The following is a 13,126-nucleotide window of genomic DNA, read 5'->3' as shown; positions in this document are numbered from 1 at the left end:
CCCCCCCCCTCTACGGATGTTTGGTCGGCGCCGCCCCCGTCTCGACCGCCTCCTTGCCCAGATCGCCGCGATGGCGAACGTTCGTCGAGAACAGCCCGAACCGCGCCCCCGCCTCGCCGAACTGGCGCATGACGTCGTTCGGGCTCGTGTAGATCCGCTCGGGCAGCGATCTGAGGAAGTTGATCACGTCCGCTGGAGAGTCGCTCTCCGCCGCCGCTTGAGCGAGATCATCGCGGGAGATGGGGTACTCGACCTCGGACAGGATCGCCGCCGGGCTCCGCTCCGGCCGCTCGCCGACTCCACGCGCCATGGGACCTTCCTTTTCGGGGGTTCACTCCAAAGCTGCGCAGCCCGGTTTGGACCGGCCACCGCGCCGGCCGAGCGGGCGGAGGCTTTTCCCCTTGCCACCCCATCGCAGCGCTCTCTAGATTGCGCGTCGACTTGGAGCTCGCGTCGTCCTAGAGAACCCCGAACCCTCACGTCCTGCTGGGAGAATCGAAATGCCGGAGCGAACCACCACGCGCGTGAAAGAGATCCTGTCCTGGTATCAGAGCGACAGCCCCGGGACCCTCGCCAACCTGCACCGGCTGCTCATGACGGGCACGCTCGGCGGAACCGGCAAGCTCGTGATCCTCCCGGTGGACCAGGGCTTCGAGCACGGTCCGGCCCGCTCGTTCGCGCCGAACCCGGAGGGCTACGATCCGGACTATCACTTCCAGCTCGCCATCGACGCCGGGTGCAACGCCTACGCGGCGCCGCTCGGCTTCATCGAGGCCGGCGCGCGGAAGTTCGCGGGCCAGATCCCGACGATCCTGAAGCTCAACAACTCCGACTCGCTCTCGAAGCTCGGCGGCGCGCCCATCTCGGCGGTCACCGGCTCCGTGAAGGAGGCGGTGCGGCTCGGCTGCGCCGCGATCGGCTACACGATCTACCCCGCCTCCGACGCGCGTAACTCCCAGTACGAGCACCTGCGCGAGCTCACCGAGGAGGCCAAGGCGGCCGGCCTGGTGGTGGTGGTGTGGAGCTACCCGCGCGGCTCCGGCGTGTCGAAGGACGGCGAGACCGCCGTGGACATCGCCGCCTACGCCGCCCAGATCGCGGCGCAGCTCGGGGCGCACATCATCAAGGTGAAGCCCCCCAAGGACCTCGTCGAGCACCCGGAGGCGAAGAAGGTCTACGAGAAGTATCAGATCCCGACGAAGACCCTCGCCGACCGCGTGCGCCACGTCGTGCAGTCCGCGTTCAACGGCAAGCGCATCGTCATCTTCTCGGGCGGCGAGGCGAAGGGCACCGAGGACGTGCTGAACGAGATCCGCGGCATCAAGGAAGGCGGCGGGTTCGGCTCGATCATGGGCCGCAACGCCTTCCAGCGCCCGCGCGCCGAGGCGCTGAAGCTCCTCTCGGACGTGCAGAAGATCTACCTGAGCTAGCGCGGCCGGCCGTCCTCCGCTCCGCGCCGTGCGCGGCGCACGCGCAGTGAGCGGGGCGGGGGCGAGCGGCGGCGTGCGATCGAGAGGGCGGTGCCTGGAGGGGCGCCGCCCTCGCCGTTTCCGGGGCGGCTCCTGGCCGGGCGTCACCGCTCCGGCGCGACGCCGCGCGGAGCGTCGCCGAACCCCACGGGCCCGTGAGGGGACGAGCCCGAGGGGGCGGGTGGCGAGGCCGCAGATCGCGTGGAACCATGCTGCAGCCGAGGCCTTTTTTTCTTGCCACCCCTGGCGGCCGGGGTTTATACGGCTTTACCTTTTGTTTCGCGGTCTTCGCAACGGCACTCGGCCCGCGGCGCGGTCCGCGGCCGTCCAGGCGAGGAACTTCCATGCGGCTTTACCCCAAGGTCATCCCGACGATCGCCCGCGAGGTCATCCAGACCCTCATGCAGGACGGCGACATCGAGGTCGAGACCCTGCGCATCGCCGACGCCGAGATGGACATGGCGGCGATCATGAAGGAGTACCTCGCCGCCGAGGAGCGCGTGAACGCCGCGACCCGCGAGGCCCTCGAGCGCCGCGGCTACGATCACTCCCGGTTCACCCAGGTGAAGCGCGAGATGGCCGACGTCCGCGGCTTCAAGATGGGCGACGAGGGGATCGAGTACGTCATCGGCCAGATGATCGAGTTCCTCCTCATCTCGCGGAACGTCGAGGAGGTCTATTCCGAGGATCACTCCCTCCGGAAGAAGGTCTTCAACATCTTCAAGAAGCACCTCGACGTCGACGAGGAGATCGATCGCGAGGCGCGCGCCCGCCTGAAGCACCTGCAGGAGGGGACGAGCGCCTGGGACGTCGAGTATCAGAAGACGGTAGAACTCCTCCGCCGCTCCCGCGGCCTCATCTAGCTTTACCTCTCTCCAGCGCGGCGCACGATACCGGGGCTGCGACGGGCGTCCTCGCTCGTTGCGCCTGCGGCGTACGGAGGCAGTACGCCTCGGCGCGCCTCGCTGCGGGTGCCCGTCTCGCCTCCGGTCTCGTGTGCCTCTCGAGCCCTTGCTTCGCGGATGAGTCGCGCGAAAGCGGTGACGGTTGCGCAAGCGGCGGTGTGTCGTACGCGCGCCTCCGGAGCGGACTTCACGCAGGGATGAGCGACGTCCACCGCCGGTGACGTCCGCGCCCTCGCCGCAAAGTTGACCGGCGATATCGCCCCGCTACCATCGGGGGATGCCGCGTCAGAGCGCAGTCGTGGTCGTCGACGAGGAGCGCGTCGTCCCTGGCCCGGATGCCGCGGGCCGCCGGGCGGTGGAATCCCTCCGCGCGCGGCTCGCCGGTCGCGCGGCGCGGGAGCACGTCGTGCTCGACTTCCTCGACGACGATCTCGAGCAGGCGCGCGGCGCGCTCGCAGCCATCGCGACCTACGTCGCGAGCATCGAGGAGGCGCTCTCGGAGGCGGAGCCGTCGCAGCAGCGCGTCCTCTCGCTGGCGCTCGGCGGCGGGCCGATCGACCGGATCGAGCGGCTCGGGGCGGCGCTCGCGAGCGTGCGCCGCCGGCTCGCCCAGGTGGCGGCGCGGATGTGACGCGCCCCTCGGCGCTCGGCGCTCAGCGGGCGGCGCGCGTGCCGCGCACCGCCGCGAGCTGGGCGCGCACGGGGCCGAGCTCGATCTCCGAGACCGCCGCGACGAGCAGCCGGCGGGAGTCCCGCGTGAACCAGAGGTGAACGGGCCGCGGGCGCGCCTCGGGACGATCCGCCCGCCGCGCGAGCGCGTCCACCCGGAACGTCTCGAACCGGCCGGCCGGGGTCTCCACCGCCTCGCGCTCGGCGGCGACGGTCCCCTCGAGGTGCCACAGGCGACGGCTGGCGACGGCGTCGAAGCAGAAGCGGTCGCCCGGCGCGAGCCGCGCCGCGCGCAGGTAGTACAGGGCGGAGAGCGCGTCGAGCACCTCGCCCGCCGCGTCGAAGCGCGCCTCGCTCTCCCGGTCGCCCTGGCGGTACGCGATCGTGACCCGCCCGTCGCCCGGCATCCGCGCGTCGCTCGACTTCCGCACGCCGTTCTCGTCCATGTCGTCGCGGTAGCGCTCGGGGAGGAGCGTCGCCGCGTCCACCCAGGAGAGCCCCACGCCGACGAACCTCCGGATGCTCGCCAAGGCCGCCGTCGTGCGGGCGCGCGCCCGCAGGGGGACGATGCGGCCCCCCGACATGGGCCGCTCGACGCTGAGCTGGAGCAGCCCGGCCTTCACGGCGCCGAGCACGTCGAGCTCGAGCTCGAGGGTCTCGCCGGTGCGCCAGGGGCGCTCGCCGTCCGCGAGCGGCGGCAGCGCGCACGGCGGCGCGGCGGCGAGGGCGAGGGCCAGGAGCGGCGCGAGCACGTCGAGGATCCTCAGCGCCTCGCGCGGAGCTCGAGGCGGGCGAGCGCGTCCCCGAGCGCGGCGCGCGCGGCGAGCCACCGGCGAGGGTCCCGCTCGAACCCGCGCGCGCTCGGGACGAGCTTCGCCGCGGTCGCGTGCGCGAGCTCGCCGAGCCCGGCGGCCTCGGCCAGCCGCAGGAGCTCCAGATCCTCGAGCGCGTCGCGGATGATCTTGAGCCGGATGGACTCGACCGGGAACCCGTGCTCGCCGCCGAGCTCCCCCGGCAGGCCCGGGTAGAGGAGGGTGCCGTCGCCGTTCCCCGCGAACGCCCGCACGTCCTTCCACGGATCGCGATCGACCCACGCGTGGAGCACGTCGTAGTACAGCTCGCCCGCGAGGCCGCGCCGCCACCCGAGCCAGGCCACCGCGCGCGCGGTCGTGCCCGGGCGGTCGATGGCGTAGCCCGGCCAGCCCCGGAACTCGCGCAGCATCGTCGCGCGGCTCCGGCCGGAGGGCGGGATCTCGTCGCACCCGTGCGACATGCAGGAGGCGTAGGAGAACGAGACGTGCTCGTCCCGCCCCGCGCGCTCGGGGGCGAGCGTGAGGTTCGGCGCGAACGCGTCCACGGCGCCCGAGAGCGCCGGGTCGGGCGCGAGGGTGGCGAACACCCGGATCCCGGCCTCGTGCGCGAGCCGCGCGCGCCGGCGCAGCTCGGGGAGCTGCTCGGGCCGGGGCTCGTCGAGCGTGTAGAGCCAGAGGCGATCGCTCCAGCCGCGCGCGTCGAAGTGGCGCTTCCACGCGCGGAGGGTCGCGGCGAGATCCGCCTCGGGCCCATCCCAGACCTTCGCCGCGATCCGCACCTCGGCGAACGTGCCCTTCACGCCGGGTACGAGGGTGCCGTCGAGCACCGGTCCGACCTCGGCGTCGAAGCGGGCCCAGTCGAGCGCGCAGCGGCGCGCGGTGCACTCGCCGTCGGGCGGATCGGCGGACAGGGTGTACGGCGAGATGCGGTGGCGCTGGAGCGCCGCCGCGAGCGCGCGCGCGAGCACCGGGTCGTCCGGCTTGCCGAGGGCGCGCGTGCCGACGCGGGTGGGGAGCCCGAACGCCGCCGTGAACGCGCCGGTCGCCGGCAGCGTGAACGGCCACACGCGCAGCCGCAGCGGGACCGCCGCGAGCGCGCGCGCTCCGTCGCGCACGCGCACCTCGCCCCGGTACTCGCCCGCCGTCGCGCCCTCGGGGACGCAGACCTCGACCCAGATCGCCTGGAGCCGGCGCGCCGGCACCGCGACCGGGAACGCGCGGCGCGGTTCGCCGAAGAAGGGATCCCGCGCCGGGACGAGAGGATCCGGCCACTCCCCCGGCTCCCCCTCCGGCCCGGACCCGCGCGGCAGGGACAGCGTCGCGACGCGGTAGAGCGTGACGGGAACGGCGCCGGGGCCGGCGAGCGGCCGCGCCTCGGCGGAGAGCGCCGCGATCGGCCGCGCGCCGCGGACGGCGATCTGGGCGGACTCGCACTCGCCCCGGGCCGCCTCGAGCACGATCTCCCGGTCCCGCGGGACGGGATCCGCGGGCCGCAGCTTCTCGAGCCCGCTCGCGACGCCGAGCTCGACCGGCGGGCCCGGGCGGGCCTCGGGCCGTTCGGACGCGCAGGAGCGGGCCGGCGCGCCGCCGGCGCACGCCGCGAGGATTACCAGGAGGAGAGCCGCGCGCATCCACGCGAAGGTGCGCCGCGCTGGCGGCCGATGCAACGCGCGCCTCGGCCGGGGGGTGCGCCGGCCGGCGCGGATCAGCGCGCCGCGACCTCTCCGCCCGGAGTGTAGCTCCTCAGCTCCGCGACGATGCTGCCCACCGCGAAGTCCGCCTCGGCGCGCACGAGCACGTGCCGCGCGTCGTCGGACAGCCACATCCAGGAGTCGCGCTTCGTGGAGAACTTGCCCTCGAGCGCGGTGCGGATCTTCACCTTGATCGTGGGGAAGGCGCCAGCAGGCGTCTCGACCCGCTCGCGCCCGACGACCTCCGCGACGAGCGTGAACTGGTGGGTGCCGGAGGCGACGGGCACGTCGTAGCGCCGGCCGACCTCGAGCGGCTGCAGGCGCAGCCACATGAAGGCGCTCGTGAGGTCCTGGACGTTCGCCGGGACCTCGATCGTCTGCTCCTTCCGCTTGCCCTTGCGCTGCACCGTGACGGTGGCCTTCCGGCTCACGCGGTCGAAGCGGGCGCTGTCCTGGTGGAAGTCGCCCACCTCGTAGGCCTTGAGGTCCGAGCCGCGGGTGAGCTTCGTGCGCGCGTCCCAGTAGCTGACGAGGTGCTCCCGGATGTCCACGAGGCCCGCCACGCCCTGCGTCTTCGCCTGGAAGACCACCGGCCAGATGTCTCCCTCCGGCTTCCCCACCACGATCCTGCCTTCGCCCGTGGGGAGGCTGAGGTACGTGATCCGGAAGACGGTCTCCTCGCCGGGAGAGAACCCCTGCGCGCTCGCGGGGGCGGCGAGGAGGGCGACGACTGCGAGGGTGGCGAGGCGCTCGTGCAAGGGTTCTCCCGTCTCCGCGTCTGAGACCGCGCGGCGCGCGGAGGTTCAGCAAGCGAGATGCCAGCTTCGTGTAGCCCGAAAATGCAAGCCGCCGACGCGAACGTGGGGCCAGGCCGCGACAGGGGTGTCGGTTTCCGGCACGCTCCCGCGCGGAGCGCTTGACGCATTGCTTACAATGGAGCGCCCGGTCCCGCTATTCCCCGGCCCGTGAACGGGCAGTCCTACATCGTGCCCCTGGCGCTCGCTCGCACGCCCGCCCCGGGTTGGCGTACGCTCGCCCACGCCGGCCGGTCCGGCGCGGGTGGCGGCACCACCCCCGCGAGGAGGAGGGAGCGCGATGCCGTTCGACGCGGGCTACGACGAGGACGAGGTCCCGGCCGCGAGCGCGGAGGCGGGGAGGACGCGCCGGTTCGGAGACTTCGATTGCCCGGACTGCTCGGCGAACAACCCGTGGGACGACGGGTTCGGCCACGGCGACGAGGTCCGCTGCTTCTACTGCGGACAGGAGTTCCGGGTCGCAGTGAGCGACTCCGGGCGCCTGCGCCTCAAGGTGGTTTGACGGCGGGGCGGCGCCGCCTCAGGCGCCCTTGGGCGGCCGGACCCCGAAGATGGCCGTGCCCACCCGCACGAAGGTCGCGCCCTCCTCGACCGCCACGCGCCAGTCCCCGCTCATACCCATCGACAGCTCGGCGAGGCCGAGCCCGTCGCGCAGCGCCCGGAGCGCCCGGAAGTGGGGCCGCGGGTCGTCGTCGGGCGGCGGGATGCCCATCACGCCGACGAGCTCGACCGCGGGCAGCGCGCGGATCGCCGCGGCGAGCGCGGGCGCCTCGCGCGGCGCGCAGCCGGCCTTCGACGCCTCGCCGCCCGTGTTCACCTCCAGGAAGACGCGCGCGACCGCGCCCTTCTGGGCGAAGCGGCGGGAGAGCTCGCGGGCGAGCTCCTCGCGATCGACGGTGTGCACGTAGGCGACGCGGCCGGCGAGGTACTTCACCTTGTTCGTCTGCAGGCCGCCGATGAAGTGCCAGCGGAGCTCGGCGAGGTCCGTGAGCGCCTCCGCCTTCTCGCGCCACTCCTGCGCGTAGTTCTCGCCGAAGTCGCGCTGCCCGGCCGCGTACGCCTCGCGGATGGCGGCCGCGGGCTGCGTCTTCGACACCGCGACGAGGGTCACGTGCGCGGGCAGCTCCGCGCGCAGCCGGGCGAGGTTCTCGGCGATCCCCACGGCGCTCACCCCTCCGCGTCCGCGGGGGCGTCCCAGGGGAGGGGGTGGCCGGCGCGGCGGAGCAGCTCGGCCGTCTCCGCGAGCGGGAGCCCGACGACGTTCGAGACGCTGCCCTCGACGCTCAGCACGAACGCCCCGCCGGCGCCCTGGATGGCGTAGGCCCCGGCCTTGTCGAGCGGCTCGCCGGTCCCGACGTACCAGGCGATCGCGGCCTCGTCGAGCGGGGCGAAGCGCACGGCGGTCGAGACCACCGCCTCGACCTCGGTCGCGCCGGAGGCGCCGACGCGCCGGACGCAGACGCCGGTGAGCACCTCGTGCGCGCTCCCGGAGAGCGCGCCGAGCATGCGCCGCGCGTCCTCCGCGTCGCGCGGCTTGCCGAGCACCTCGCCCCGGAGCACGACCGCCGTGTCCGCCGCGAGCACGAGCTCGCCGGGCACGGCGCGGGCCTTCTCGCGGGCGACGCGCAGGACGTACTCGCGCGCCGGCTCGCCGGCGCGCACGGACTCGTCCGTGTTCGCCGGCAGCACCTCGTGCGGCACGCCCAGCTGGGCGAGCAGCTCGCGGCGGCGCGGGCTCTGGGATGCGAGGACGAGCCGGAGCGCCATGGAGGCCTTACCGCGCGGCGGTGGCGCTCCCCAGGAGCTCGATGTTCCGCTCGATCTTGGCGCCCTTGCGGAGGGTCTCCAGCCAGGTGGAGACGACCTGCGCCTCCTTCTGGTTGCGCAGCCGCGCCGACACCTGCTCGCGCGCGCCCTCGAACGCCTTCTCGTCGGCCGTCTCGCGGGCGGTGACGACCGCCACGACCGGGCCGGAGGGGACCTCGAACACCTTCGGCAGGACCTCGCCGGCGCGAGCGGCGCGCGCGGCCCCGATGATCTCGGCCGCCGGACCGAGCTTCGGGACGAACGGGCTCGACGCCGTGAACGTGCCGGTCTCCTCGGCCACGATCGGCTGCCCGCCGACGGTGAGGGGCTTCGCGTTCGGGAACTGCGCGGGGAGCGTCTTGCCGCCGCGCGCGGCGGCGAGGGCCGCCTGGGCGCGGTCCGCGGCCGCCTTGCGGGCGCGCTCCTGCGCGAGGAGCTCGCGGGCGATCTCCGGCCGGGCGTCGGCCAGCGAGACCTTCTTCGCCGGGACGACCTCCTCGGCCTGCACGAGGTGCCAGCCCGACGCGCTGCGCACGGGCTCGGACACCTTGCCCTGCTCGAGCGCGAGGGCCGCCTTCGCGAACGCCTCGTCGAAGAGCCCCTCGGTCACGAAGCCGAGCTCGCCGCCCCGGGCCTTCGTCGCCTCGTCGTCGGAGAGCGCCGCCACGACCTTCCCGAAGTCCTCGCCCTTCTTCACGCGGGCGGCGGCCTCCTCGATCTTCTTCTTGGCGGCGGCGTCGTCCGCGCCGGGGCCCACCCGCGCGAGGACGTGGCGCACGCGGACCTTCTTCTGCTGGTCGAAGCGGGCCGGGTTGTCCTTGTAGAACTGCTCGATGCGCGCCCCCTCCTTCTCGGCGAAGGCCTTCACCTCCGCGTCGGAGGGCTTCGCCTCCGCCTGGAACGCGGCGAGCGGGAACTTGACGAAGGTGAGGGCGAGCTTGTCCGCGTCGATCCTCCACGCCTCCTTGACCTCGGCGTCGGAGACCTTCACGTCCTCGCCCACCACGGCGAGCATCTTGCCGTAGAGGAGCTGGTCGCGGTACCACGCCTCGAACTTCGCGGGCGACCCGAAGTTCTGGCGCGCCGCGGCCTCGTAGGTCTCGAAGTGGAACGCGCCGTTCTGCTGGAAGGCGGGGATCGCGTGGATGCCGCTCGAGAGCTCCGCGTCGGAGACGAGGACGCCCCGGCGCTTCGCCTCCTGGATCACGAGCTCCCGATCCACGAGCTGGCTCAGGGCCTGGTCGGCCACGCCGAGCTGCGCGGCGAGCTCGCGGGTGAAGCCGCCACCCATCTGCGACTGGTAGAGGTTGTAGAGCTGGCCGTACTGCCGCTCCCACTCCACCGCGGGGATGGTCTTCCCGTTGACCTTCGCGGCGTAGGAGGCGCCCGCACCTCGGCACCCGCCCTTGCTGAGGCTGCCGGGGCCGAAGCTGATCACGAACACGACGATGATCGCGCCCAGGAAGATCCAGGTGATGATGCCGCCCTTGTTTGCTCGCAGCCCTTCCAGCATGAACCGGTGCTCCGCGTTGTTGTAGGTCGGCAGCCCCGCGTGGGAGGGGGCGCCGGAAGGTTGAACACCCTAGTCGAAGGGGGCTAAAATGCAAGGGTTTCTGCCCCCGCCGGAGTGTCCGTGTTCGCACTGCTGAGGCGGTACCGCGAGCTCATCCTCGTCGCGGTGCTGCTCGTCGTACCGCTGGGTGTCTACTTCGCGCACGCGAGGAAGCCGAGCGAGCGCTCGAAGCTCGATCGCGCCATCCTGTGGCTCATCACGCCCGTCGAGCGGAGCGTGGGCTGGGCCGTGTCCGGGGGGCTGCGCTCCTGGGACGGCTACCTCGCGCTGCGCCACGCCCGCGAGAAGGCGAACGATCTTTCACGCGAAGTGGACCTGCTCAAGATGGAGCGCCAGCAGCTCCTCTCGGAGCGCGCGGAGGTGGAGCGGCTGCGCAAGCTGCTCGCGTTCGCGCAGGAGTCGCCCGCGCGGAAGTACGTGGGCGCGCGCGTCGTGGGCGTGCGGCTCGCGCCCGCCGGGCTCCAGCTCCTCACCGTCGATCGCGGCACCGAGGAGGGGATCGAGCGGATGATGCCGGTCGTCGTCGCCGAGGGCGTGGTGGGGCGTGTCCACGGCGTCTCCGCGCACACCGCCGACGTGCTGGTCCTCACCGATCGCAACAGCTCCATCGCGACGGTGGTCGACCGCACCCGCGCGCGCGCGAACGTGCGCGGCATGGGCAAGCCCGACGCGTGCAAGCTCGACTACGCGCTGCGCGTCGAGGACATGATCGAGGGCGACTCGCTCGTCACGTCCGGCACCGACGGCGTGTTCCCGCGCGGCCTGCCGGTGGGGAAGGTGACGAAGCTGGAGCGCAACCAACACGGCCTGTTCCAGGAGGCGCGCGTCGTCCCGTCGGTGGACGTGACGCGCATCGAGGAGGTCCTCGTGGTCACCGCCTGGGAGCGGACCGCGGAGGTCCTCCCGGCCGCCTACGCCCCCGGAAACCCACAGTGAAGCCGCTCGCCCACGTCCTGTTCGCGCTGGCCATCGCCGCGCTTCAGTCCGCCGTCCTGCGCTGGGTGGGCGGCGGCGCGTTCTCCGTGGCGCTCCTCGCCGCGTGCGTCGTCTACCTGGGCCTCCACGGGGGGAACGTGGAGGGCTCGGTGGGCGCGGCCGGGATCGGCTACGTGCTCGATCTCGTGACCGGCTCGCCGAAGGGGCTCATGACCTTCCTCGCGGTGCTCCTCTTCGTCCTCGCGCGCGCGGTGAACGCGGCCGTCGACGTGCGCAGCCGGGGCGGGTTCGCGCTGCTCTCCGGGGGCGGCGCCCTCGTGATCTCGCTCGGCGCGCTCGTCCTCACTCGGCTGACCTCCGCCCCGGAGTCGGCGCCCGGCCTCGGGCTCGTGCCGCGCATGCTCCTCGAGGCGCTCCTGACGGCGGCCGCGGCGCCGCTGCTCTACCCGGGACTCCGCCGGGTCGACCGGCTGTTCCACCGCGAGGAGCACGGGCTCCTCCGCTGACACGCGATGTCGATCATCCCTCCCAGCGCGCCCGGTGCGGCGCAGAAGGACTTCCGGCCGCGGCTCGCCTGGGCGACCGGGCTCGCCGTCCTCACGTTCCTCACGCTCGTGGGGCGCCTCTACCACCTGCAGGTGCTGCAGGGGGACGAGTACAAGGAGAAGGCCGAGGAGAACTTCGTGAAGGAGATCCGCCAGCCGGCGGATCGCGGCCACTTCCTCGACCGCAACCGGCGCATCCTCGTGGACTCGCGCCCCTCGTACGACGTCACGCTCACGCCCTACTTCTGCGGGAAGCAGTGCGACGAGGTCCTCGCGCGGCTCGCGGCCATGCTCTCGATGACGCCCGAGGAGGTGGAGCGCTCCCGCGGGCTCCTCGGCGGCGCGCGCAAGCTGGAGCGGTTCCGGCCGTTCACGGTGAAGGTCGACATCGCCCGCGAGGAGCTCGACCGCTTCCTCGCGCACCAGATGGATCTCCCGGGCGTGGACGTGCAGCCGATCCCGCACCGGAACTACCGGTACGCCGGGCTCGGCGGTCACCTCATCGGCTACATGAACGAGGCCGGCCCCGACGAGCTGAAGCGGCTCAACGAGGAGGTGCAGCGCTCGGGGACGGGCCAGGCGCCGTACCTGCTCGGCGACTACACCGGCCGGCGCGGCCTCGAGCGGAAGTTCGAGCGCGAGCTGCGCGGCATCGACGGGAAGGAGCGCGTCCCCGTCGACGCGAAGGGGCGCCGCAAGGAGGACGCGGAGGGCCTCATCCCCGAGGACCAGCGCGTCGTGCCGAGCGTGCCGGGGCACAACCTCGTGCTCTCGATCGACTGGCGGCTGCAGGAGTTCGCGGAGCAGGTGTTCCCCGCGACCGCCGGCGTGGTCCTCGCGATGGACGCCAAGACCGGGTTCCTGCTCGCGCTCGTCGACCGGCCCGCGCCGGACCCGAACAAGATGTCCGGCCGCATCACCTCGGCGGAGCTCGCCGCCATCCACTCGGACCCGCTGCAGCCCGAGCTCTTCCGCGCCATCCAGCAGCACTACCACCCCGGCTCGACGTTCAAGGCGCTCACCTCGATCGCCGCGCTGGAGGAGGGGCTCTACCGCCCCAACACGACGATCAACTGCCCCGGCTACTTCAAGATGGGCTCGCACCGCTGGCGCTGCGACAAGGAGACCGGGCACGGGGCCGTGGACTTCGAGCACGCGCTCGGCGCGAGCTGCGACGTCTTCTTCTACGAGGCCGGCGCCCGGCTCGGGGCGGACGCGATCGCGAAGTGGGCGCACGAGTTCGGGCTCGGCGTGCCGACGGACTTCGGGGTCCAGGGAGAGGTGCCGGGCCTCGTCCCCGACGTCGCCTGGCACGAGCGGCACATCCGCGGCGGCTACCAGAAGGGCATGCCGGTGAACCTCGCCATCGGCCAGGGCGACGTGAACGTCACGCCGATCCAGCAGGTCGTGTTCTACGGCGCGCTCGCGACCGGCAAGGTGTGGAAGCCCCAGGTCGTCCTGCGCGTCGAGGACGCCGACGGCAAGGTCCTGCAGGAGTTCGCGCCGCAGGAGCGCAGCCGCCCCAACATCAAGCAGTCCACCCGCGACACGGTGATGAAGGGGCTCCTCGCCGCCGTCAACGAGCCGTTCGGCACCGCCTACTGGCAGCGCCCGAAGGAGTTCACGGCGGCCGGCAAGACCGGCACCGCCCAGGTGGTCAAGATGGGCAAGCGCATGCGCGCCGAGCAGGTGCCGTACTTCGAGCGCGACCACGCGTGGTTTGCGACGTTCGCGCCGGCGGAGGATCCCGAGATCGTGGTGGTGGTGCTGAACGAGCACTCGGGCTTCGGCTCGACCAACGCCGCGCCGACCGCGATGGCGGTCGTGAAGAAGTGGATGGAGCTCAAGGCGCAGGACGCCGCCGAGCGCGCCGGGGTGGCGCTGGTCCAGCCGGCGGACGCGGCC

At 73.0% G+C, this 13,126-nt stretch carries 14 protein-coding genes; 7 read left to right on the top strand and 7 right to left on the bottom strand.

All coding sequences use genetic code 11. The features are described from left to right. Window positions 1–10: 10 nt before the first annotated feature. Window positions 11–310: a DUF2795 domain-containing protein gene (locus MLV88_RS23470; protein WP_242340827.1), complete on the bottom strand. Its 300-nt coding sequence runs from the start codon at window positions 308–310 to the stop codon at window positions 11–13. A gap of 190 nt (window positions 311–500) precedes the next feature. On the opposite strand from MLV88_RS23470, the gene MLV88_RS23465 reads away from it, so the two are divergent. The 3 genes from MLV88_RS23465 to MLV88_RS23455 all read left to right on the top strand — a co-directional run bounded on the left by MLV88_RS23465 (window position 501) and on the right by MLV88_RS23455 (window position 3,005). Next, on the top strand, window positions 501–1,430 hold the full coding sequence (locus MLV88_RS23465) for a class I fructose-bisphosphate aldolase (protein ID WP_242340828.1): 930 nt from the start codon (window positions 501–503) through the stop codon (window positions 1,428–1,430). Window positions 1,431–1,813: 383 nt separating this feature from the next. Continuing rightward, window positions 1,814–2,332 (top strand): DUF507 family protein, encoded by a 519-nt coding sequence (locus tag MLV88_RS23460; RefSeq protein ID WP_242340829.1) that lies wholly within the window; start codon window positions 1,814–1,816, stop codon window positions 2,330–2,332. 319 nt (window positions 2,333–2,651) lie between these two features. Further along, window positions 2,652–3,005 carry a hypothetical protein gene (locus MLV88_RS23455; RefSeq protein WP_242340830.1) on the top strand — a complete coding sequence of 118 codons (354 nt, stop codon included), beginning with the start codon at window positions 2,652–2,654 and terminating at the stop codon, window positions 3,003–3,005. A 22-nt stretch (window positions 3,006–3,027) separates the two neighbouring features. Here MLV88_RS23455 and MLV88_RS23450 read toward each other — a convergent pair whose 3' ends face one another. The 3 genes from MLV88_RS23450 to MLV88_RS23440 form a co-directional block, all read right to left on the bottom strand. Next, on the bottom strand, window positions 3,028–3,795 hold the full coding sequence (locus MLV88_RS23450) for a DUF3108 domain-containing protein (protein WP_242340831.1): 768 nt from the start codon (window positions 3,793–3,795) through the stop codon (window positions 3,028–3,030). A gap of 11 nt (window positions 3,796–3,806) precedes the next feature. Next, window positions 3,807–5,486: a DUF4091 domain-containing protein gene (locus tag MLV88_RS23445; protein ID WP_242340832.1), complete on the bottom strand. Its 1,680-nt coding sequence runs from the start codon at window positions 5,484–5,486 to the stop codon at window positions 3,807–3,809. Between the two features lie 74 nt (window positions 5,487–5,560). After that, complete coding sequence (locus MLV88_RS23440; protein WP_242340833.1) at window positions 5,561–6,304, bottom strand: DUF3108 domain-containing protein; 744 nt, start codon at window positions 6,302–6,304, stop codon at window positions 5,561–5,563. A 337-nt stretch (window positions 6,305–6,641) separates the two neighbouring features. Here MLV88_RS23440 and MLV88_RS23435 point away from each other — a divergent pair, with 337 nt between their 5' ends. Then, a complete protein-coding gene (locus MLV88_RS23435) occupies window positions 6,642–6,863 on the top strand; it encodes a hypothetical protein (protein WP_242340834.1) in 222 nt (73 codons plus the stop codon). A gap of 18 nt (window positions 6,864–6,881) precedes the next feature. Here MLV88_RS23435 and MLV88_RS23430 read toward each other — a convergent pair whose 3' ends face one another. From MLV88_RS23430 to MLV88_RS23420, 3 genes are read right to left on the bottom strand one after another with little or no spacing between them, the layout of a single operon-like run. Further along, the gene (locus tag MLV88_RS23430) at window positions 6,882–7,523 is read right to left on the bottom strand and encodes a YggS family pyridoxal phosphate-dependent enzyme (RefSeq protein WP_243338769.1); all 642 of its coding nucleotides are present in this window, start codon (window positions 7,521–7,523) and stop codon (window positions 6,882–6,884) included. A 5-nt stretch (window positions 7,524–7,528) separates the two neighbouring features. Beyond that, window positions 7,529–8,128 (bottom strand): Maf family protein, encoded by a 600-nt coding sequence (locus MLV88_RS23425; protein WP_242340836.1) that lies wholly within the window; start codon window positions 8,126–8,128, stop codon window positions 7,529–7,531. Window positions 8,129–8,135: 7 nt separating this feature from the next. Further along, window positions 8,136–9,680 carry a peptidylprolyl isomerase gene (locus MLV88_RS23420; RefSeq protein ID WP_242340837.1) on the bottom strand — a complete coding sequence of 515 codons (1,545 nt, stop codon included), beginning with the start codon at window positions 9,678–9,680 and terminating at the stop codon, window positions 8,136–8,138. Window positions 9,681–9,800: 120 nt separating this feature from the next. Here MLV88_RS23420 and mreC point away from each other — a divergent pair, with 120 nt between their 5' ends. From mreC to mrdA, 3 genes are all read left to right on the top strand, one after another. Next, a complete protein-coding gene (mreC, locus tag MLV88_RS23415; protein ID WP_242340838.1) occupies window positions 9,801–10,676 on the top strand; it encodes a rod shape-determining protein MreC in 876 nt (291 codons plus the stop codon). Continuing rightward, window positions 10,673–11,182 carry a hypothetical protein gene (locus tag MLV88_RS23410; RefSeq protein WP_242340839.1) on the top strand — a complete coding sequence of 170 codons (510 nt, stop codon included), beginning with the start codon at window positions 10,673–10,675 and terminating at the stop codon, window positions 11,180–11,182. The genes mreC and MLV88_RS23410 overlap by 4 nt, the downstream gene beginning before the upstream one ends. Before the next feature lie 6 nt (window positions 11,183–11,188). Further along, window positions 11,189–13,126 (top strand): penicillin-binding protein 2 (mrdA, locus tag MLV88_RS23405; RefSeq protein ID WP_243338767.1); only part of this gene is annotated, 1,938 nt, incomplete at its 3' end.

Origin of the sequence: Anaeromyxobacter soli (assembly GCF_022808855.1) — a bacterium.
GTDB lineage: Bacteria > Myxococcota > Myxococcia > Myxococcales > Anaeromyxobacteraceae > Anaeromyxobacter > Anaeromyxobacter soli.
Note: the sequence above shows the minus strand (reverse complement) of the source record. Positions and strands in the feature narration are given on the sequence as shown.